The sequence below is a fragment of the Curtobacterium sp. VKM Ac-1376 genome (assembly GCF_015351025.1).
Classification (GTDB): domain Bacteria; phylum Actinomycetota; class Actinomycetes; order Actinomycetales; family Microbacteriaceae; genus Curtobacterium.
Genome location: NZ_JADKRV010000017.1, coordinates 15,552 through 33,964 on the forward strand (window position 1 = coordinate 15,552; position 18,413 = coordinate 33,964).

Genomic DNA, 18,413 nt, shown 5'->3' on the forward strand with positions numbered 1-18,413 from the left:
GCAGACGAAGGAGCACACGATGAGCGACGGACGACTGTACGAGAACGCACCTCGGCCCGTGTGGCGGCGCCGTGGGCTGGTCTTGGTGCGCAACGCCGGCGTGGGATTCGCCGGCGGGATCGCGCTGTGGATCCTCGCCCTGCTGGCTGCGAGCGGCCTCGCGTTCGTGACACCCAGCATGGGTTCCGGGGCCGCTGCAGGCGCGTGGCAGGCCGCGTGGACCCCGGCCGGGTTCCTGTTGGCCGGGGTCCTTACGGCGGGCCTCATGGCGATCGTGACGGTCACCGTCTGGTGGGCGATCGACCGGGACGGGGCGACGTCGTGACGGCCGTGCAGCCGCTCGTCGACGCGGCCGCGGTAATGCTCGAGGACCTCGCGTCCCTTGAGGCGGGGACGACGATCGTGTGGCGAGGCCACACGGCCCCGTACGGCGCCCCGTTCTCCGCGCTCGATCGGGAGACACCGCCGAACCTCCTCGCTCTCACCGGGACGGAGCACACCGTCGACCTACTGCAGTACCAGCCGGGCCACCGCTACCGCCTCGTCGCCGCACTGAACGAGGATGCCTGCAGTGTCGCCGTGATCCTCGACCAGCTCGCTGCGCTCGTCCCGGCGGAACCAGTGGCCCGGTTCGCCGGCGGCCCGGAACTCGACGGGCCGGGACTGCGGCAAGTGCCGGCGGTGGCGCTCTGGACCGGACGGACGTGGTGAGCATGGCCGGGATGAGCCGCACCATGTCCGGTGTCGCGGAGACGGTGCGCGACGTCGTCGACACCTACAAGGAGGCCCGCCGGGACCGGGACGCCACGATCGTGGCAGCCGTCGAGGTCCTGGGGCAGAAGGGCGCCGCGGAGGCATCGGGCCTGTCACGCCGCCGGGTCCGGCGGATCGTCGCCGAAGCCGAAGCAGCCGCCCGGCAAGGGGACCTCCGATGAGACGACGAGTGCAGCAGCAGCAGCTCGTCAGGGTGGCCGCCCTCGTCGCGGCCGCCGGCATCGCCGCGATCGCCGCGCCGTACCTCCACCAGGGCACCGCTGCCGGTGGGAGCGTGTTGCCGTCGACGGCGGGGCCATCCACCTCGAGCACGGTGTCCGTGGCGCCGGCGGCGGAGGCACTGCGCGAGCTCCGGGCACTGCCGGTCTCCGACGCCTACGTGCCAGCGCACTACGACCGGGACGCGTTCGGGCCGGCGTGGGCCGACACCGACCTCAACGGCTGTGACACCCGCAACGACGTCCTCCGACGGGACCTCACAGCCGTTGTGACGAAGCCGGGCACCAACGGGAGCGTGGTGCTCTCCGGGACGCTCCACGACCCGTACACAGGGCGAATGATCCCGTTCGAGCGTGGGAACACGTCGAGCCTGGCCGTGCAGATCGACCACCGAATCCCGTTGTCCTACGCATGGCGGCACGACGCCGCGTCGTGGACGGCCAAGCAGCGGGAGCTGTTCGCCAACGACCAGGCGACGAACCTCGACGACGTCTACGGGCACGCGAACGAAGACAAGTCCGGCTCCGGGCCGGGGGAGTGGATGCCGGCGAACACCGCCGACGCCTGCAGCTACGCGGCGTCGTTCGTGAGCGTGGCTAGGAAATGGCGACTGTCGATCGCCACCGCCGACGAACACGTACTCGACCGCACTCTCACCGGATGCATGAGCAAGGGGAGCAGCTAATGAAGACGACGACACCGGACCCGTTCCAGACCGCGATCGAGCAGCTGCAGTGGCCCTGGTGGGGGAACCCGCTGATCGTCGCCGTGGTGGTGCTCGTCCTCGCCGGCGGGGTGCTCTTCCTGCTGCGCAGGCGAGGCAGCAATCCGGTGGACCGGATGCAGCGACACCTCCGCGCGGGCAACAACCTCGCACCGGTGCTGCACCCACGTCGCCGGAAGGATGCGCAGCAGTTGCACCCCAACGCGGTCGACCTGCCACCCGGGCAGAAGATCGGCACCCTCGTCGGGACGAACTCGGCATGGGTGTGGCAGGGATGGCGCGACATCGCGATCTACATCTTCGGTCCCGGCCGCGGCAAGACCACCGGGTCGGTCGTGCGGCACGTGCTCGAGGCACCCGGCGCCGCCGTGATGACCTCGAACAAGGTCGACGGTGTGAAGGAAGTGCTTGCCGGGCGGAAGCGCAAGGGTGACGCGTGGGTGTACGACCCAACGCAGGTATACCGACGCGACCAGCGCCCCGACTTCACCTACGACCCGCTCTGGGACATCGAAGACCTCACCACCGCGCAGGAGCTCGCCGCGATCTTCGAGGCCAGCACCAGGGACGCCGACAGCAAGAGCGATGCCCAGTTCGACTCCCAGGGCCGCGACCTGTTCGCCTACGCACTCCTCGCCGCGAAGCTCGAGGGCACCGGGCTTGGCCAGGTCTACAGCTGGATCACGAAGCAGGAGCACCTGGAGATCCGCGCGATCATGCAGAAGCACAGCCAGACTGGCCCGGCGTCGGCATTGATCGGCCTGCAGGGGCAACCCGACAAGACCCGCGGCAGCGTCTACGCTACCGCCCAGCGCATGGCGTCGGCGATCGCCAACGACAATCTGCTGGCGTGGACAAGCGCGCCGGGCGTACGGAAGTTCAACTCGGAAGCCTTCGTCCACAGCACCGACACCGCGGTCCTGATCTCCCGCAACGGACCCGGATCCGGTGGCGCGTTCGTCGCGGCACTGGTGCGGTCGATCGCCCGCGCAGGAGAGCGTGCGGCGGCGGCCGATGGCGGCCGCATCACGACGCCGATCGTGTTCGAACTCGACGAGGTCGCGAACATCGTCCCCTGGCCGGAACTGCCCGACGTGGTGTCGTTCTACGGCTCGATGGGGCTGATCCTCGGCATGTACTTCCAGTCGTGGGGACAAATCGTCCGCGTGTTCGGCAACGAAGGCGCCGACACCCTCTGGAGCGCATCGTCCATTCGCGTGTACGGCGGCGGAGAGTCGACGCAATCGCCGTTCCTCAAGCGGTTCTCGGAGAGCATCGGCCCCTACGACGAGTGGACCACCAACACGTCCTACGGCCGTGGCGGAGCGACGAACTCCCGCACTGCGCGGTCGAAGCCGATCCTCCCGCCCGACGTGCTGGCGCACCTGCCGAAGTGGCGAGCCGTGTTCGACGCAACCGACGTCGGCCCGGTGCTGATCCGCACCCGCCCGTGGTTCCTCGACAAGGTCCTCACGGCGATGATCGAGGGCCGCGAGGTGAAGAACGGAAAGATCGTCAAGGCGAAGAAGACCCCGGCTCCGCACCCGTCAACGTCGAATGGGACTGGTCGTGTCGAGCCCGTTTGATCCCGACCAGTGGCCCGCCGGGTACGGCCCCGGCAACGGTCATACGGGCGGTGGAGGTGGGGATGTGCCTCCGCCGTACGACGACCACGATGTCCCGTCGCCGCCGGACGATGACGACGCTCCGCCGGCGGATCCCGGGACGGGGGAGGTCTTGCCCGCCGGTGCGACCTCTGCCGATCCGACTAGCTCGCCGGGTCGGAGGCCGAGGCAAGATCCGCGCGCAGCGTTCCTGCAGTGGGTGTCCGAGCAGATCGGGCAGGTCGAGGCGTACCAGCAGCCGATCGCACAGCAGCCCGCCTGGTGCCCGGAGTGGTGGAAGCACCCCGAGGTCGTCCAGCGGCTCTACGTTGCGTGGAAGGCGTACCAGCAGGCAGTCGAGCGGATGCACGAGGACAAGGGCGCGAAGTCAGCCTGGTGGGTGCAGCACTGGGACCACCACGCCCGGGTCCTCTTCGACAAGCAGCAGGGACCGTTCCGCGCCTGCAACAAGGCCGGCCACCTCGCGGACAACGACAACAAGCCGCTACCGATCGTGGTCGAGGTCCCTGCGGACGACGTCACGCTGTTTTGAGCTTAGACACGGCGGGTAGCCGGAAACCTGCGTTTCGTCTGTGTCAGCCGGAGTTCAGTCGTCTGAACTGTCGTCGAGCTCGTCGTGGTGGCGGTCGACGTAGCCAGCCATACCGGGGACGGTGAAGGCGATCTGTCCGTGCTCGGGCGCGTACACCAGCCCCTTGTTGATAAGCGCGGCTCGGTAGGGGCCAAGACTGCTGGGCTGGATACCCATGCGCTGGGCGACGAACGAAGTGGGGGAAGGGCCCTCACCATCGGCAGCCATGGCGTGCAGCATGCGCCGCTCCGACCGGGTTGCGCGTTGCCACCGAGATCGGAAAAACCCGGCGTCGAGTTGTTCGGTGCCGTATTGCACCGCGGCAGTCGCGTCCGCGTCCGTGACGAGACGGTCCGAGGAAAGGTTCCATGCTGCTTGCCCGTACTCCTGGATGAAGTAGGGATAGCCGCCAGCGGCGTCGAGGAGGATCTCGAGCGCGTGCGGCGCATACTCGGCCCCGAGGCGTTCCGCTGGTTCGCGGAGCGCTTGGGCGGCGTCTTCGCGGCTGAACTTGCCGATCTGGCGGTAGTTGAACAGCCGCTCGGCGTACGAGCGGGTCTCGGTGAGCACCCGGGGCAGGTTGGGGAGGCCTGCGGCGATGATGTAGAACGGCCAGTCACGTTGGTTAGCTGCGTGCTGGGCGGCGATCAGTGCTCCCATCGTTTCTGCATCAAGGTCCTGCATCTCATCGACGAAGACGCCGAACGCTCGCCGACGTTCTCCGAGCGCAGTGGAAACATCCTCCACCAGCTCGAGGAGATCGACTTCAGCGTCTCCCGAATCGGCCCGGCCCATGCTGCGCTCGACGCCGAGTTCGATGCCTGTTGCGCCGACCTTCGCGTTGAACGACGAGATGGTTCCAAGCGCTTCGCGCATTCGCGCTGTCAAGGAGGTGCGCGTGAGCTTGCGCGCGGAGACGACGAGCTCGCGTGCGAGCGCTCGGCGCACCGCTTTCGCCCCTGCCTCATCGCGGCGCGCTTCGATCCGGACGGTCAGCCACTCGAAGGAGTCCGCCATTCGGTGCATCTCGTTCAGGAGAACGGTCTTGCCAACGCCACGGAGGCCGGTGAGCACCACCCCGCGATCGCCCAGCCCGTTCGTCACCCTCGCGCGAAGCGTGTCGAAGGCTTTGAGCTCGCCTGTCCGGCCAACTAGCTCGGGGGGACGGCGGCCGGAACCAGGACTGTACGGGTTCTGCTCGGGAAGCATGTAACCAACGATAGTCCACTATTGGAAAATTTCAATCCACTGCTATCGATCACAATCGCGATACCTGGTGCGCGGGCAGCGCACGGAGACCACCCCTCTGGGTGCCGCCGACGCCCGCACCTCGACGCTCGAACCCAGTGCAAAGCTCAGGCCCCCTCGAACACCGCAGCGGCAATCACGCATCACGCCCAGATGCGCCGCGGGAGGGGGATCGGACCCGAGTCGGTGGAACGCCAGGGGCGACCCCAATCGTACTTTGGCCGATAACGTGCGTTAGGTCACGGAGGCGATGACCGCGAGTCCCGGCTTGGAGCCGGACAGTCGCAGTGAGCGCCCACCGGCGGCCGTTGTCACTGAGCGGAGGCGCCGTCGTGCGCGTAGTGGGCACGACCGCGATCATCGGCACGCACCTGATCTGTGCGGATCGTCGAACTCTGCGTTAGCTCGAAGAGCCACGCGCTGGCAATCCGAGTGTGGACCCACGCGTCAGGATGGAGTGCTCCACGCGGACGTGCTGGTCCCGGAGCCGTGGGAGGAGCAGATCCGCAGCCCGCGCCCCTATCGGCTCGAACGACTCCGCGACCACGGTCAGGGGCGGGGTGGTCAGTGAGGTCTACTCGTCGTCCTCGACCGAAGGGACCGGCCCGGACCCGGACCTGTTCAACGAGATGTGCCCAGGAGGACGACGGCGCTCGTGCGCCGTCGAGGCAGACGGGCCGGGGCACACCGGCCCACCTGTCGTCGTCTTCGTCACGATTCGGTAACAGCGTTTTGCGTCAACGCGTTTGACGCTCCTACCGTCGCATCAATCGATTGACGGCCCCCGTCAACCGATCGACGCGAAGGAGCGACATGCTGACGATGAAGGACATCGCCGCCCAGGTGGGCGTGTCCGTGTCGTCTGTCTCGCTTGTGCTCAACGACCGCGACGCCGGTCGCGTGAATCGCGACGTCGCTCTCCGCATCCGGGAGCTCGCCGACGCGTTCGGCTACGTCCCGAACCAGCTCGCGCGTTCCCTCAAGTCGAAGCAGACGCAGACCATCGGCCTCGTCTCCGATCGTGTCGCGACCGTCCCATTCTCGAGCGCGATGCTCGCCGGAGCCCAGGAAGCGGCGTGGCGGCGCGGCTACGTGCTCATGCTCGTCGACACCGGCGGCGACGAGGACCTGCAGACGACCGCGGTGCAGTCCCTGATGCAGCGGAACGTCGACGGCCTCATCGTGGCAGCCACCTACCACCGCACAGTCGAGACACCGCGGGTTCCGGCGACGACACCGGTGGTGCTGCTCGACGGGCGACCCGAGACGGAGGACGCCTCCGCGCTCCCCGCCGCCGACTTCGTCGTCCCCGACGAGGAACGTGGCGCGCGCGACGCGGTGACGCACCTCATCGAGGCGGGGCACCGCCGCATCGGTTTCTGCACGGTCAGTGCCTACCCGATCGCGGACGCGCTACGCACCCGCGGGTACATGCGCGCCCTGGCCGACGCGGGCCTCCCGGTCGATCCCGATCTGATGGTGACGGCCGCCGACGCGGCGACCGCCCACGGGATCGCGCCGGCCCGGGAGCTGCTCGACCGGCCAGTGGACCGCCGCCCCACCGCGGTGTTCTGCTTCGGTGACCAGATCGCCGTGGGCTTCTACCAGGTCGCCCGCTCGCTCGGGCTCGTCGTGCCCACCGATTTGTCCATCGTCGGCTTCGACAACCAGGAGTTCGTCGCCGAGGCGCTTGATCCGGGGCTCACTACCATGCAGCTCCCGCACCGCGCGATGGGGGAGTGGGCGGTCGAACGGATCCTCGACCGCATCGGTGGCTCGACGGAGCGCGGGAGCGAACCCGTCGGCCTGCGCATGCACTGTCCCCTCGTGATCCGCTGCTCGGTGAGTCCGCCGCGCGATCCGCCCTGATCCCGCACCACGCACCCGCACACCCACCCGAACGCGACGAGCACCGCACGTCGCGGTGGTCGCATGCGCCCTTGCGCGCGCCGCCACGACACCAGCAAAGGAGCTGCACCATGCACCGCATCACGCGACGACGGTCTTTCCGGGCCGCCGCCATCGCCACGATCGCAATCACCGCGGCCGCCCTCACCGGCTGCAGCGCGTCCGGATCGGGCTCCGACGGCAAGACCTTCACGATCCTGCAGTACGAGGACAAGACCACTGCGCAGGGCCAGGGATGGCAGCTCGCGCTCGACATTTTCAAGAAGAAGCACCCCGACGTCACCGTCAAGTTCCAGACGACGAGCTTCGACGGGTTCCGCAAGAACGCGAAGCTCGTGCTCGGCGGCAACAAGGTGCCCGACGTCGTGGAGTTCAACAAGGGCAACGCCGACGGCGGGCAGCTCGCCAGCCAAGGCCTGCTGGAAAACCTCGACGACGCAGTGAAGAAGTACGGCTGGGACGACAAGGTGACCGGGTCCATGCAGTCGTTCGCGAAGTACGACCAGCAGGGCAAGGCCGGCAGCGGGAACTGGTACGGCATCCCGAACGTCGGCGAGTACGTCACCTTCTACTACAACAAGGACAAGTTCCAGCAAGCCGGGATCGCGAACGAGCCGACCACAATGGCCGAGTTCACGACCGACCTGCAGAAGCTCAAGGACGCTGGCATCACCCCGATCTCGTCATCGGCCGCCGTCAACCAGGGCTTCAACCAGATGTGGATCTGGTACTCGCTCGTGTCGGCCGTCGCGGACCGGAAGCAGATCGACGACTTCATGTTCCTCAACGGCAAGGTCGACTTCTCGAAGGACCCGTGGAAGACGGGGACGAAGGAGTTCCAGGACTGGATCGACAAGGGTTACGTCGGCACCGAGCTCGGCGGGCTCAACTACGAGCAGGCGAACGTCAACTTCCTCAGTGGCAAGACCGGGATGCTCATCTGGAACAACGGCGTGTTCGCCCGCGTGAAAGACCAGTCCTCGTTCCCGTGGGGCTCGTTCACGCTGCCCGGCGCGAATATGTCGATGGGGTCGTCCGGGCACCTCTGGGGCGTCCCGGCGAAGTCCGCGAACAAGGACCTCGCCTACGACTGGATCAACACGACGCTGAGCGCGAAAGTGCAGAACAAGATTGGCGACCTGGGCGGCCTGCCGCTCGCGGGTGACACCGCCGCGATCTCAGACCCGGTCACGAAGGCCTACACGGAGCGCTTCGACCAGGTCGTGAAGGACGACACGCTCACCTTTTACCCGGACTACCCCGTCCCCGGCTTCCTCGACTTCATCCAGAACAACATGTCGGCGATGTCGAACGGCAACGAGACCGCGGACGAGTACCTGTCCAAGCTCCAGTCCTTCTACGACGACGGCAAGAAGACCGTCGACCAGGGCTGACCTCGACCCCACCCGGGCAGGCGCCGGACCGGCGCCCGCCCCCGTCAGGAGATCGTCATGACGACACTCGCGCTCCGCAGACCGCGCACCCGCCAGCACTCCTACTGGTGGTACCTGGTGCCGATGATCATCGGCACGCTCGCCATCGTGCTCGTTCCCTTCGCGATGAACATTTGGTACAGCCTCTTCCAGTGGAAGGGCGGCCTCGCGCCAATGCGCTGGTACGGGCTCGGCAACTACGTCGACCTGTTCGGCGACGCCCAGTTCTGGCTGGCGTTCAAGAATTCGGTCTTCATGATCGTCGGCATCGTCGTGGTGCCGACGCTCATCGGGCTCGTGCTCGCCGCGATGCTGTTCGACTATCTGGGCCGTGAGTTCGGTCCGAAGGTCGCGGCGACGCTCCGCGCCCTGTACTACCTGCCGCAGATCCTGCCGATCGCGGTTGCCGGCTTCGTGTGGAGCTGGGTCCTCGCGACGCAGAACGGCCTGCTCAACAGCGTGCTGGCCGCCGTCGGGGACACCAGCCCCCCGGACTGGCTCGGCAATCCGGACATCGCCATCTACGCCGTGATGCTCGTGCTCGTCTGGCTGCAGGTCGGCTACCCGGTCGTTGTGTTCATGGCGGCCCTCCAGCGGGTCGACCCCGAGCTCTACGAGGCGGCGTCGCTCGACGGCGCCGGGTGGTGGCGTCGCTTCACCGCCATCACGCTGCCGCAGATCCGGCCCGAGGTGTTCGTGGTCGTGATCACCGCCACCGTCGGCGCACTCAAGGTGTTCGCGCCGATCCTAATCCTGACCGGCGGCGGCCCGGAGGGATCCACTGTCGTGCCGTCGTACTACTCGTACCGGAACTTCTTCGAACTGTCGAAGGTCGGGTACGGGTCCGCCATCGCGACGGTCATGTCGATCGTCATCTTCGTCATCGCGGGCGTGCTCATGTGGCTGCAGCGCCGCGACGCCGAGGGAAAGGACGCCTGATGAGCGCCGTACTGTCCAAGTCCGATCAGGCCAGCCTCGATGCCGCGGGGCGAACGACACCGCCCGTCGAGGGCCGTGGGCAGCGCCGCCGCGGTCGCGGTGTCGCCCGCTGGGTCGTCCTCGCGATCGCCGCGGTATTCGCTTTGCTCATGCTGGCGCCGCTGCTGCTCCTCGTGCTCAACGCGTTCAAGTCCGGAGCCGACTACTCCGAACACGGCCCGCTCGCGCTGCCGACACACTTCAGCGTCGAGGCGTTCCAGCAGTACCTGTCGCTCGTCGACTACCCGCGCGCGCTCGTCAACTCGATCGTCATCTCGGGGCTCGTCGCGCTGCTCGGCACCGCCCTGGCGCTGGTCACCAGCTACGGCATCGGGATCGGGCGCATCCGCGGTCGCACCTGGATCCTCGCGGTGTTCCTGCTGGCGACGATGCTGCCGCAGGAATCGCTCATCTACCCGCTCTTCTACGGGGCGCAGGCGACCGGACTGTTCAACACGATCTGGAGCGTCGTGATCGTGTTCACCGTGCTGCAGGCCGCTTTCGGCACCTACCTGCTGTCGAGCGTGATGAGCACCATCCCGCAGTCGCTGCTCGAAGCCGCCGCGCTCGACGGCGCAGGACGCTTCCGGATCCTGTGGTCCGTCGTGTTCCCGGTGCTCCGACCGACGCTGTCCGTTCTCGTCGTGTTCTTCTTCGTATGGACGTGGAACGAGTTCTACATCCCGCTCATCCTGCTCAGCGACCAATCCGTGCAGACCGTGCCGATCGCCCTCGCCACCCTGCAGGGACAGAACAGCATCAACCTCACGGCACTCAACGCCGGGTCGCTGCTGTCCCTGCTGCCAACCCTGGTCTTCTTCCTGATCTTCCAGCGCACCCTGAGCCGCGGCGTCACTGTCGGCTCGGTCAAGTGAACCTTCCCAACCCATCAAACCCCGGAGGCTCCATGCTCCCCGCCCTGTCCGAACTCGCCCCGCCTGCCGGTGTGCGGTCCCGCTCAATCAACGCCGAGAACCCGACCGGGGCGATCGGCTCCGCCGCATCCGCGTCGTCGCACCTCGGGCGGGGTCGGAAGGGCAGCGCCTGGGGTTCCCTGCCCGCCGGCGGCACGCTCGACCTGGTCGACATCGACGGTCCGGGCGTCATCCGGCACATCTGGATCACCGTGCCCGACCGGACCGAGGCGGGTCCCTTCGTGCTCCGCGACCTGGTGCTGCGCGCGTACTGGGACGACGAGGACGAGCCCTCCGTCGAGGTGCCGCTCGGTGACTTCTTCTGCAACGGATTCGCGACCAGGGCGCTCGTCACCTCCGAGCCGATCGTGGTGGCACCCACCGGCGGGATGAACAGCTACTTCCCGATGCCGTTCCAGAAGCACGCCAGGTTGACCCTGACAAGCGAGCACGGCGCGGACATCGAGCACGTGTTCTTCCAGGTCGACCTCACCACTGGCGACAACATCGGCTCGGAGACGCCGTACTTCCACGCCCAGTGGCGTCGCTCGAACGCAACGACGGCGCTCGGCGAGGACCACGTCGTCCTTGACGGGGTGCGGGGTAGTGGGCGCTACGTCGGCACGTACGTCGCTCTCGCGTCGCTCAGCCGCTTCTGGTGGGGCGAGGGCGAGGTCAAGTTCTTCGTAGACGGGGACGACGAGCTGCCCTCGCTGTGCAGCACCGGGCTAGAGGACTACGCGGGCGGCGCCTGGGCGTTTCAGGACGAGCTCCGCGCGGACCCGGAGCCGGTGCCGATCACGTTCAGTGCCCCGTACTTCGGGTACCCGTTCTGCAGCAGTCGCGACACGACGGGTGCCTCGGAGTTCATCCACGCCGTCGCGCCGATGCACGCCCTGTACCGCTGGCACCTGCCGGACCCGATCTGGTTCGAGCAGGACCTGCGGGTCACGGTGCAGCAGATCGGCACCTGGCAGCACGGGCTGTTCGAGCGGTCCGACGACGTGAGCACAGTGGCGTACTGGTACCAGTCCGAACCGCACGCGCCGTTCCCGGTGCTGCCGGGCGCTGCGGGCCGCGTCCCGCGGTGACGCCGGTCGGTCGGCAACGTCAGGACCGGATCAGACTCGCCGCGAGCTGGGTGAGTGCCGACCGGAGGCGGTCTCCGTCGACCTCGAGGTTCGGCGGCAGGTGCAGCGTCAACGCGACGAGCGGCACCGACCCGTCCGACAGCCGGACGCTTAGCTCGTGGTTGCCGCTCGCCGCCGGCGCCGGACGGGTCTGCACACCCCGCGCGTGCTCGGTCGCCCAGGCCCGGACCGCCTGGTCGTCGACCGAGTACCCGCGGAACACGTCGAACGACCGGGCGAGTTCGTCGGCCGTGAAGCACTGTAGGACGGGTTCGGCGCCAGCGGCCGTCCACACCGCGGAGCGCATCCCGGCTCCGGGTCCGAGCGGGAGCAGGTGCACGCCGACGTTGACCTCAACGCACAGGCTCCGCGTGCCCACGAGCGACTGGATGCTCACCGTGTGCTCGTGCAGCACGGGGTGGCGCTGCCAGCGTCGGCGGAAGTCCTCGAGCGAGACGACGCCCGCTGTCAGGCCGGAGCTCAAGCGCGAGAACGCCTCGCCCACGACAAGGCCGTTGCCGGACCGACGGAGCATCCCGGTCTCGAGCATCGTCCCGACCAGGTCCGAGACCGTGCTCTTCGCGAGCCCGAGGTCGTCGGCGATCGCGCCGGCGGTGGTCACGCCTGTGAACGCGACGTGTTCGACGACGGCCATCGCGCGGCGAACCGCGGGCACGGGCGCTGCGCCGCTCACCCCCATGATTCGTACCGTTCCGCGTCGGCCCGGCTGACGACCCGCACGGGGAGCGTGACGACCCGCTGTCGCGACCAGTGCCCCTCGCTGAGGTCACGTGCGGCGACCAGGGCACTCCGGGCAAGACCCGCGGGGTCCTGGGCGACGGTAGCGACGAACGAGTCGTCGGCCATGATCTCCTGGACGGCGCGGGATCGGCCATCGACAGACGTGACCAGGGTGCGGTGCGGGCGTCCGACGAGCTCGGCGTGCACGCCGAGTGCGAGCGGGTCGCAGACGGCGAAGACCCCGTCGAGGTCGCCGTGCTCCGCGGTCAGGTCGCGTATCACCGCGCGTCCGGACTCCTCGTCCTCCACGCGCCCGCGGGCCCGGGCGACGAAGTGCAGGTCGGGAAAGTCGCCGAGCACGTCGAGGAACCCGGCGATCCGTTCCGCATTCGCGTTCTTCTGCAGGCCGTCCACGACGGCGATCCGCGCACCTGGTGGTAGGGCACGCGCGAGTTGGAGGCCCGCGAGCACCCCGGCTTCGACGTTGTCGCTGGTGACGGATACGTCGACGCCGCCGATCCGGGTGCCGATCGCCACGACCGGGACACCGCGGTCCCGTGAGCCGTCGACGAGGTCCTCGAACCCGTGGGTCGCCACCGAGTCGACAAGGACAACGTCCGCCCCGGCGTCGAGCAGCTCCACCCACTGTGCGCGCTGCCGTCGGACACTGCCGCCCGCGGACCGCACGACGAGCCGGTCTCCGGTCGCGGCGACGTCGAACCCCGCCGCGGTGAGGAAGGCGCTGTAGTACGCGTTGTCCTGGTCGGGCACGAGCACACCGAACGTCAGGGCGCGCGGCCGGGTGGCCCGCGCAGTGGCACCGAGCGCGGCGACCTCGGGACCGAGCCAGTACGTGCCGTCCGTGCCGCGCGTGAGGAGTCGCTCGACCCGGAGCGCCTCGCAGGCCCGGTCGACGCTGGTCCGGGGCAGCTCGAGCTCCCGCGCGACCGTTGTGACGGTCATTGGGCGGGCGCGCTCGGCGATCAGCGAGAGGACCGCGACGGCGTGGGCGACGGCAGGGGCCTTGACGCGTTCGCCCACGTCGGTACCCCCTGCTCCTTGACACGCCCTGTCGCGCCACCTAGCCTACAGCTACCCACATACCGAACGACAGTTCGAGATGTGGGTAAGAGAACTGTTAACGTCAAGGAGGACGAGCATGCGCTCGCAGCAGGCGGACATCGTCGACGGGCCACCCGGCGGCGCTCGGGGCGGCGGGGCACAGGTCGTGCGGGAGCTCGACGCGGTGCTGCGCCGCATCGACGACGAGCGTGTCGCCGCGGTCGCCCGACGGATCGTCGCAGCCCGGAACGTCGTCTGCGCGGGCGCCGGCCGCGAGGGGCTCATGATGCGCGCCCTCGTGATGCGCCTGTTCCACGCGGGCGTCGACGCACACGTGGTCGGGGACATGACGTGCCCCGCCGTCGGCCCCGGCGACCTCGCAGTGCTCTCCCTCGGCCCCGGACGCCTCCGCACGATTGAGACGCTCGCCACGATCGCGAAGGACGCCGGCGCCGACACCGTCTGCCTGACCGCCGAACCGGACCGCGTGCCGATCGGGCTGTTCGACGAAGTCCTCGTCGTCGAGGCGCAGACCATGGCGTCCGACGCCGGATCGACCTCCGTGCTCCCGATGGGCAGCGCGTTCGAGATCGCCGAGCTCGTGCTGACCGACCTCATCACCAACCAGGTGCGCGCTGCGCTCGGCGAGGACGTCGACGCTATGCGTGCCCGCCACACCAACCTCGAATGACCCGCCGAACAGAGAAGACCATGACCTCCAACCCGAACCCCGGCGCGAAGCAGCGCTTCTTTGCACCCGGCATGGTGGGACCCTTCGTCCTGCTCGCCGTGTGCTTCGCCTCGTGGGGCCTCGCCCAGGACCTCACGACGCCGCTCGTCGCCGCGTTCAAGGGCGTCTTCACTATGAGCACGTTCGAGGCCTCCCTCGTGCAGTTCGCGTTCTACGGCGCGTACTTCCTTCTCGCCCTGCCGACCGGGTTCATCAACCGCCGGTTCGGGTACAAGGTCGGCGTCCTCACTGGGCTCGGCTTGGCGATCATCGGCGCGCTCGGCTTCATTCCGGCCGCGCAGTCGCTGACGTTCTTCGCGTTCCTCATTGCGCTGTTCGTCCTCGCCGCCGGCCTTTCCATCCTCGAGACCTCGGCGAGCCCGTTCGTCATCGCGATGGGGCCGGAGAGCTCGGGGACGCGTCGCCTCAACCTCGCGCAGGCCTTCAACCCGGTCGGCACGAACCTCGGCGTGCTCATCGCCGCCGCGCTAATCCTGCCCCGACTGAACCCCGCCACCGATGCCGAGAAGGCGGCCATGCCGCACGCCCAGCTCCTGGCGATCCAGAAGTCCGACCTGCTGACGATCATGGGCCCGTACGTCGGGCTCGCTGCGCTGCTCGCCGCCGTCTGGCTCGGCATCGCGTTCGTCAAGGTGCCGGGGCTCCGCGGTGACCAGAAGTCGGAGCGGGCCGAGGGTACGTTCCGACAGGCCGCCGGTCGGCTCGTCCGGAACTCGCACTACCGCTTTGGCGTGCTGGCCCAGTTCGCCTACGTCGGCGCCCAGGTGTGCACGTGGACCTACATCGTGATCTACGTCGAGAACCTGGTGCCCGGCGGGGACTCCGTCGCCGGTGCCTGGTTCCTGCAGGTCGCGCTCATCGTGTACCTGGTGTTGCGCTTCATCATGACCTGGCTCATGGGCTACGTCCGGCCGACGAAGCTCATGTCGGTCCTGGCGGCGCTTGCCATCGTGCTTTGCGTGTACGCGGCCGTGTTCCCGGGCACGGGTGGCGCCTGGGCGCTCGTCGGGGTCTCCGGGTGCATGTCGCTCATGTTCCCGACGATCTACGGTGTCGCACTGTTCGGGCTCGGCCCGGACACCAAGTTCGGTGCCTCGGGCCTCGTGATGGCCATCGTGGGCGGGGCGATCATGCCGACCGTGCAGGGCTACCTGACCGACGTGATCGGCAGCGCGCTCGCGCTCGTCGTGCCGATCGTGTGCTTCGTCGCCGTGCTCGCGTACGCCGTGTACGACGTCCGGTCGAAGCGCGACTACTCGGGGACCGCCGAGATAGCCGCGCCCACGTCAGCCGAGCGGGTCTGACTGCGAACGGACGGACGGACGCCCGTGGCGGCGCCGCCACGGGCGTCCCGTCCATCGGCTCGCAGGGACCGGCGCGGCGAGATGGGAGAGATGAGGACATGGACACAGCAGTGGTGGTCATCGGTGAGGCCCTCGTCGACATCGTCGACGGCCCGGACGGCCGGACCGAGCACCCGGGTGGCAGCCCGATGAACGTCGCGGTCGGGCTCGCCCGGCTGGACGTGCCGACGCGCCTCGTGTGTGCGCTCGGCGACGACGAACCGGGTGCAGCGATCCGGGCGCACGTCGGGGCCAGCGGGGTCGTGGTCGACGCAACGACGATCGACCGGACCTCGACGGCCGCCGCGACGATCGACGAGCGCGGGAGAGCGACGTACGAGTTCGACCTTGACTGGCGGCTCGCTCCCGTCGAGGTCCCCCCGGGCACGCCGCTCGTCCACGTCGGGTCCATCGGCGCCGTGCTCGCACCGGGAGCGGATACCGTGCTCGACGCGGTCCGCCGCCGGCCCGCGGGCGCGCTGTTCTCGCTTGACCCGAACGTCCGGCCGTCGATCACGCCCTCGCGCGACGACGTGCTGGCGACCCTGAAGCCGCTGTTCGAGGCCGCCGACGTGGTGAAGCTCAGCGATGAGGACGCCGCCTGGCTCTGGCCGGACCGCGACATCGACGCCGTGCTCGACGGGCTCCTCGCCGCGGGTGCCGGGCTGGCGGCAGTGACCCTCGGTGGGGAGGGGTGCGCGATCGCGTCGCGGAACGCCCGGCGCAGGCTGCGCGCGCCCACGGTCGACGTGGCGGACACGATCGGCGCGGGTGACTCGTTCATGTCGGGCTTGCTGACCGGCGTCCTTGCCAGCGAGGACGACCCGGGTGATCTCGATGACGCGAGCCTGGAGCGAGTGACAAGATTCGCGCTCGCCTGCGCGGCGATCTCGGTCTCACGGCTGGGGGCAGATCCGCCCGGACGGTCTGAGGTTGGGCGGTAGTCGCAATGGGATGCAGCCGAGCTGAGCCGAGCCGATAATGTACCTTATGTCAGATACATGGCTGCGGGTCCGATACCCGCCGCTTTCGCTTCAACCCCTCCCCCTGGTCGAGACAGCTTGCGGAAGCCGCTCGAGCGCCTAGCGTTTGACGCCCCCGCGCCTGGGCGTAGCACCGGAACCTATCCGGCTGAACGGTGCACGAGGTGGTGCGCCCACAACAAGACGGCCGTCAGCGCACCCGATAAGGCTGCCTCGACAATGACGACCGGCAGGTAGTTCGGCGTCCAGGCAAGAAACAGGAACAGAGTTGCTGCGAACTCGATGACCACCGCGATGACGAGCACACTTCGTCGAGCCCATCGGGACCTGACGTGCACGCTGATAGCTCCGATACCCCAGGCCGCTGCGGAGCCAAGGAGCGAGAGCGGGAGCGCTAGGAAGATCCCCAGTCCAAGGACGGCACCAACGCCCTCTTCGAGGACGTCGCGCCCGGTCACGCCGACGACGATCCAGCCCAGAACCAGATAGAGGACGATCTGGAGGGCGCGGACCCCGAGCCAGACAAAGAACCGGGACACGGCGTGGAGCCGAGGCCTGAAAGTCTCACGCCCCGGCTCCACGTTCACGCTGTTCAGCTGACCCAATGCCAGCCCACACCTGCAGCGGACGCGCCGTGGAAGGACGCGTACGTGCTTAGCATCGATCCCCACGTAGCCTTCGCACCGTTGGAGTACACCGCTCGTGGAAGGCCACCCGGGTTCGAGTTCACGACACTTCCGTACACGTAGAAGCGCATTGTCTCCCCGGGCTCTCTGGATACATCGCTGGGTGTGCCGACGAAATCGAAGCTGATGACCGAGCCGACTCCATCGATGTGCCCCTTGTCCGCGTTGAACACCCATCCTTCGTCGCCAGCTGGGTACAGCGGTGTCGCCCCTGCAGCGAGCCACTGCTCGTACTGAAAAATGCAGTTGAAGTTCGCCGCGATGGGGAAACCGATCGTCGGTCGCACGACGAGTGGGAGCTTCTGCCCCTCCTTAGGGAACGCCTTCGGCGCCCCCTCGACGGGGAAGATGCAGTTGAAGCAGGAGTGAAGACGCTTGTGCAGATCCGCCACTGAACCGACCGTGAGTACCGCGGTGTAGGTGTACTCCCATGCCGGGTCGGCAACAACCGGGAACGTGGCGTCTGCAGGCACATGCACTGTTTGCTCCAGCGTGTTGCCGGACCACCGATACGCTGTGGTGAGTGACTGCCCAGATGCGTCTTTAGCCCAAGGCGCGAGGATGACCCCAACAGGCGTCCCGTTCGACATCAAGTACCAGTCACCGTTTGGTCGCTCCTCGGGAACGGTCCCCGCCGGTAAGTCGAACGTCGTACGGCTCACGTAGGACGCTTGCGGCTGCTGGTACGCAGTGAGAACACGAGCACCAACAGCGTTCTCGGTAACGTAGCGCGCAACCGCGTCCGACGAGGTGGCGAGCGTCGTGGTTCCAATCCCGCTGCTCGCGACGCTGCGAGCACCGTCAACATGGAACGTGAGGCTTTCTGGAGTGCTGTCAGCGTCAGGTTGAGTCGTGACGGTGACCTGAGGACTCTCCGCGACCGCCATCCGCGCCTTCGCGGGTGACGACGGCGTGGTCACAGCGATCCTGGTACTCGACGTCGACTGGCCTGCTGCTTCGGGAGCTACCGCGGAGAGCGTTGCTTGGGCGTCAAGTACCGACGGAGCGGCCGCCATGCTCGGCGCGGCGCCGATAAGCGCCGTCGAGATTGCGACCGCAGCGACGACAGCACCGCCGGTGATCGTTCGTAGTTTCCCCATAAGAACCCCTTAGTTCGTGTACAGGCCTGTCTACCGGTACCGGGATGGAACTAAAATAGCTGAAGGTCACAGTCCGATCACGAGTCGCGACCCCACCTCGCTGCGTTGGCTGTAGACGATGCCGTTGCTCATGACCCTCAGACCCCTCCCGATCAAATTTTTTTGACCGTGTCCGGCTAAGGGACCGAATGCGAGCGGGAGCGGCGGTGTCCAAGCGAGCTAC

General features: G+C 68.0%; 19 protein-coding genes. 14 read left to right on the forward strand and 5 right to left on the reverse strand.

Translation table 11 applies throughout. The features are described 5' to 3' along the window. Positions 1 to 19: 19 nt before the first annotated feature. The 6 genes from ITJ56_RS15280 (at position 20) to ITJ56_RS19040 (ending at position 3,874) form a co-directional block, all read left to right on the forward strand. Positions 20 to 325 carry a hypothetical protein gene (locus ITJ56_RS15280; RefSeq protein ID WP_194631486.1) on the forward strand — a complete coding sequence of 102 codons (306 nt, stop codon included), beginning with the start codon at positions 20 to 22 and terminating at the stop codon, positions 323 to 325. Then, positions 292 to 711, forward strand: a complete 420-nt coding sequence (locus ITJ56_RS15285; RefSeq protein ID WP_228518007.1) for a hypothetical protein — start codon at positions 292 to 294, stop codon at positions 709 to 711. The genes ITJ56_RS15280 and ITJ56_RS15285 overlap by 34 nt, the downstream gene beginning before the upstream one ends. A gap of 11 nt (positions 712 to 722) precedes the next feature. Continuing rightward, on the forward strand, positions 723 to 935 hold the full coding sequence (locus tag ITJ56_RS15290) for a hypothetical protein (RefSeq protein WP_194631488.1): 213 nt from the start codon (positions 723 to 725) through the stop codon (positions 933 to 935). Then, positions 932 to 1,678: an HNH endonuclease family protein gene (locus tag ITJ56_RS15295; protein WP_194631489.1), complete on the forward strand. Its 747-nt coding sequence runs from the start codon at positions 932 to 934 to the stop codon at positions 1,676 to 1,678. The genes ITJ56_RS15290 and ITJ56_RS15295 overlap by 4 nt, the downstream gene beginning before the upstream one ends. Next, positions 1,678 to 3,303: a type IV secretory system conjugative DNA transfer family protein gene (locus ITJ56_RS15300; protein ID WP_194631490.1), complete on the forward strand. Its 1,626-nt coding sequence runs from the start codon at positions 1,678 to 1,680 to the stop codon at positions 3,301 to 3,303. Before ITJ56_RS15295 ends, ITJ56_RS15300 begins: the two co-directional genes overlap by 1 nt. Before the next feature lie 238 nt (positions 3,304 to 3,541). Beyond that, positions 3,542 to 3,874, forward strand: coding sequence for a DUF4913 domain-containing protein (locus ITJ56_RS19040; RefSeq protein ID WP_323749836.1), 333 nt, complete (start codon positions 3,542 to 3,544; stop codon positions 3,872 to 3,874). A 54-nt stretch (positions 3,875 to 3,928) separates the two neighbouring features. Here the strand turns inward: ITJ56_RS19040 and ITJ56_RS15310 are convergent, their stop codons facing one another. Next, positions 3,929 to 5,122 carry an ATP-binding protein gene (locus tag ITJ56_RS15310; RefSeq protein ID WP_194631492.1) on the reverse strand — a complete coding sequence of 398 codons (1,194 nt, stop codon included), beginning with the start codon at positions 5,120 to 5,122 and terminating at the stop codon, positions 3,929 to 3,931. Positions 5,123 to 5,974: 852 nt separating this feature from the next. On the opposite strand from ITJ56_RS15310, the gene ITJ56_RS15315 reads away from it, so the two are divergent. The 5 genes from ITJ56_RS15315 (at position 5,975) to ITJ56_RS15335 (ending at position 11,485) form a co-directional block, all read left to right on the forward strand. Further along, a complete protein-coding gene (locus tag ITJ56_RS15315) occupies positions 5,975 to 7,030 on the forward strand; it encodes a LacI family DNA-binding transcriptional regulator (RefSeq protein ID WP_194631493.1) in 1,056 nt (351 codons plus the stop codon). Between the two features lie 110 nt (positions 7,031 to 7,140). Further along, complete coding sequence (locus ITJ56_RS15320; RefSeq protein ID WP_194631494.1) at positions 7,141 to 8,463, forward strand: ABC transporter substrate-binding protein; 1,323 nt, start codon at positions 7,141 to 7,143, stop codon at positions 8,461 to 8,463. 123 nt (positions 8,464 to 8,586) lie between these two features. Then, entirely contained in the window at positions 8,587 to 9,441 is an 855-nt protein-coding gene (locus ITJ56_RS15325; RefSeq protein WP_194631523.1) for a carbohydrate ABC transporter permease, read from the forward strand. Further along, positions 9,441 to 10,355 carry a carbohydrate ABC transporter permease gene (locus ITJ56_RS15330; protein ID WP_194631495.1) on the forward strand — a complete coding sequence of 305 codons (915 nt, stop codon included), beginning with the start codon at positions 9,441 to 9,443 and terminating at the stop codon, positions 10,353 to 10,355. The genes ITJ56_RS15325 and ITJ56_RS15330 overlap by 1 nt, the downstream gene beginning before the upstream one ends. A gap of 32 nt (positions 10,356 to 10,387) precedes the next feature. Further along, positions 10,388 to 11,485, forward strand: a complete 1,098-nt coding sequence (locus ITJ56_RS15335; protein ID WP_194631496.1) for a glycoside hydrolase family 172 protein — start codon at positions 10,388 to 10,390, stop codon at positions 11,483 to 11,485. A 19-nt stretch (positions 11,486 to 11,504) separates the two neighbouring features. Here the strand turns inward: ITJ56_RS15335 and ITJ56_RS15340 are convergent, their stop codons facing one another. Next, positions 11,505 to 12,218, reverse strand: coding sequence for a helix-turn-helix domain-containing protein (locus ITJ56_RS15340; RefSeq protein WP_194631497.1), 714 nt, complete (start codon positions 12,216 to 12,218; stop codon positions 11,505 to 11,507). Next, entirely contained in the window at positions 12,215 to 13,306 is a 1,092-nt protein-coding gene (locus ITJ56_RS15345; RefSeq protein WP_194631498.1) for a substrate-binding domain-containing protein, read from the reverse strand. Before ITJ56_RS15345 ends, ITJ56_RS15340 begins: the two co-directional genes overlap by 4 nt. A 118-nt stretch (positions 13,307 to 13,424) precedes the next feature. Between ITJ56_RS15345 and ITJ56_RS15350 the strand changes: the two genes are divergently transcribed. The 3 genes from ITJ56_RS15350 to ITJ56_RS15360 all read left to right on the forward strand — a co-directional run bounded on the left by ITJ56_RS15350 (position 13,425) and on the right by ITJ56_RS15360 (position 16,365). Next, positions 13,425 to 14,018 carry a 6-phospho-3-hexuloisomerase gene (locus ITJ56_RS15350; protein ID WP_194631499.1) on the forward strand — a complete coding sequence of 198 codons (594 nt, stop codon included), beginning with the start codon at positions 13,425 to 13,427 and terminating at the stop codon, positions 14,016 to 14,018. Further along, entirely contained in the window at positions 14,015 to 15,382 is a 1,368-nt protein-coding gene (gene fucP / locus ITJ56_RS15355; protein WP_228518012.1) for an L-fucose:H+ symporter permease, read from the forward strand. Before ITJ56_RS15350 ends, fucP begins: the two co-directional genes overlap by 4 nt. 98 nt (positions 15,383 to 15,480) lie before the next feature. After that, entirely contained in the window at positions 15,481 to 16,365 is an 885-nt protein-coding gene (locus ITJ56_RS15360; protein WP_194631500.1) for a carbohydrate kinase family protein, read from the forward strand. Positions 16,366 to 16,544: 179 nt separating this feature from the next. Here the strand turns inward: ITJ56_RS15360 and ITJ56_RS15365 are convergent, their stop codons facing one another. Beyond that, on the reverse strand, positions 16,545 to 16,943 hold the full coding sequence (locus ITJ56_RS15365) for a hypothetical protein (RefSeq protein WP_228518013.1): 399 nt from the start codon (positions 16,941 to 16,943) through the stop codon (positions 16,545 to 16,547). A 53-nt stretch (positions 16,944 to 16,996) separates the two neighbouring features. Next, positions 16,997 to 18,190 carry a hypothetical protein gene (locus ITJ56_RS15370; RefSeq protein WP_194631502.1) on the reverse strand — a complete coding sequence of 398 codons (1,194 nt, stop codon included), beginning with the start codon at positions 18,188 to 18,190 and terminating at the stop codon, positions 16,997 to 16,999. Between the last annotated feature and the right edge of the window lie 223 nt (positions 18,191 to 18,413).

Coding starts and splice junctions, on each gene's coding strand:
- ITJ56_RS15295 (WP_194631489.1), top strand. CDS start 932: ATGAGACGACGAGTGCAGCAGCAGCAGCTCGTCAGGGTGGCCGCCCTC.
- ITJ56_RS15315 (WP_194631493.1), top strand. CDS start 5,975: ATGCTGACGATGAAGGACATCGCCGCCCAGGTGGGCGTGTCCGTGTCG.
- fucP (WP_228518012.1), top strand. CDS start 14,015: ATGACCCGCCGAACAGAGAAGACCATGACCTCCAACCCGAACCCCGGC.
- ITJ56_RS15310 (WP_194631492.1), bottom strand. CDS start 5,122: ATGCTTCCCGAGCAGAACCCGTACAGTCCTGGTTCCGGCCGCCGTCCC.
- ITJ56_RS15330 (WP_194631495.1), top strand. CDS start 9,441: ATGAGCGCCGTACTGTCCAAGTCCGATCAGGCCAGCCTCGATGCCGCG.
- ITJ56_RS15370 (WP_194631502.1), bottom strand. CDS start 18,190: ATGGGGAAACTACGAACGATCACCGGCGGTGCTGTCGTCGCTGCGGTC.
- ITJ56_RS15320 (WP_194631494.1), top strand. CDS start 7,141: ATGCACCGCATCACGCGACGACGGTCTTTCCGGGCCGCCGCCATCGCC.
- ITJ56_RS15360 (WP_194631500.1), top strand. CDS start 15,481: ATGGACACAGCAGTGGTGGTCATCGGTGAGGCCCTCGTCGACATCGTC.
- ITJ56_RS15280 (WP_194631486.1), top strand. CDS start 20: ATGAGCGACGGACGACTGTACGAGAACGCACCTCGGCCCGTGTGGCGG.
- ITJ56_RS15300 (WP_194631490.1), top strand. CDS start 1,678: ATGAAGACGACGACACCGGACCCGTTCCAGACCGCGATCGAGCAGCTG.
- ITJ56_RS15335 (WP_194631496.1), top strand. CDS start 10,388: ATGCTCCCCGCCCTGTCCGAACTCGCCCCGCCTGCCGGTGTGCGGTCC.
- ITJ56_RS15325 (WP_194631523.1), top strand. CDS start 8,587: ATGATCATCGGCACGCTCGCCATCGTGCTCGTTCCCTTCGCGATGAAC.
- ITJ56_RS15290 (WP_194631488.1), top strand. CDS start 723: ATGAGCCGCACCATGTCCGGTGTCGCGGAGACGGTGCGCGACGTCGTC.
- ITJ56_RS15350 (WP_194631499.1), top strand. CDS start 13,425: ATGCGCTCGCAGCAGGCGGACATCGTCGACGGGCCACCCGGCGGCGCT.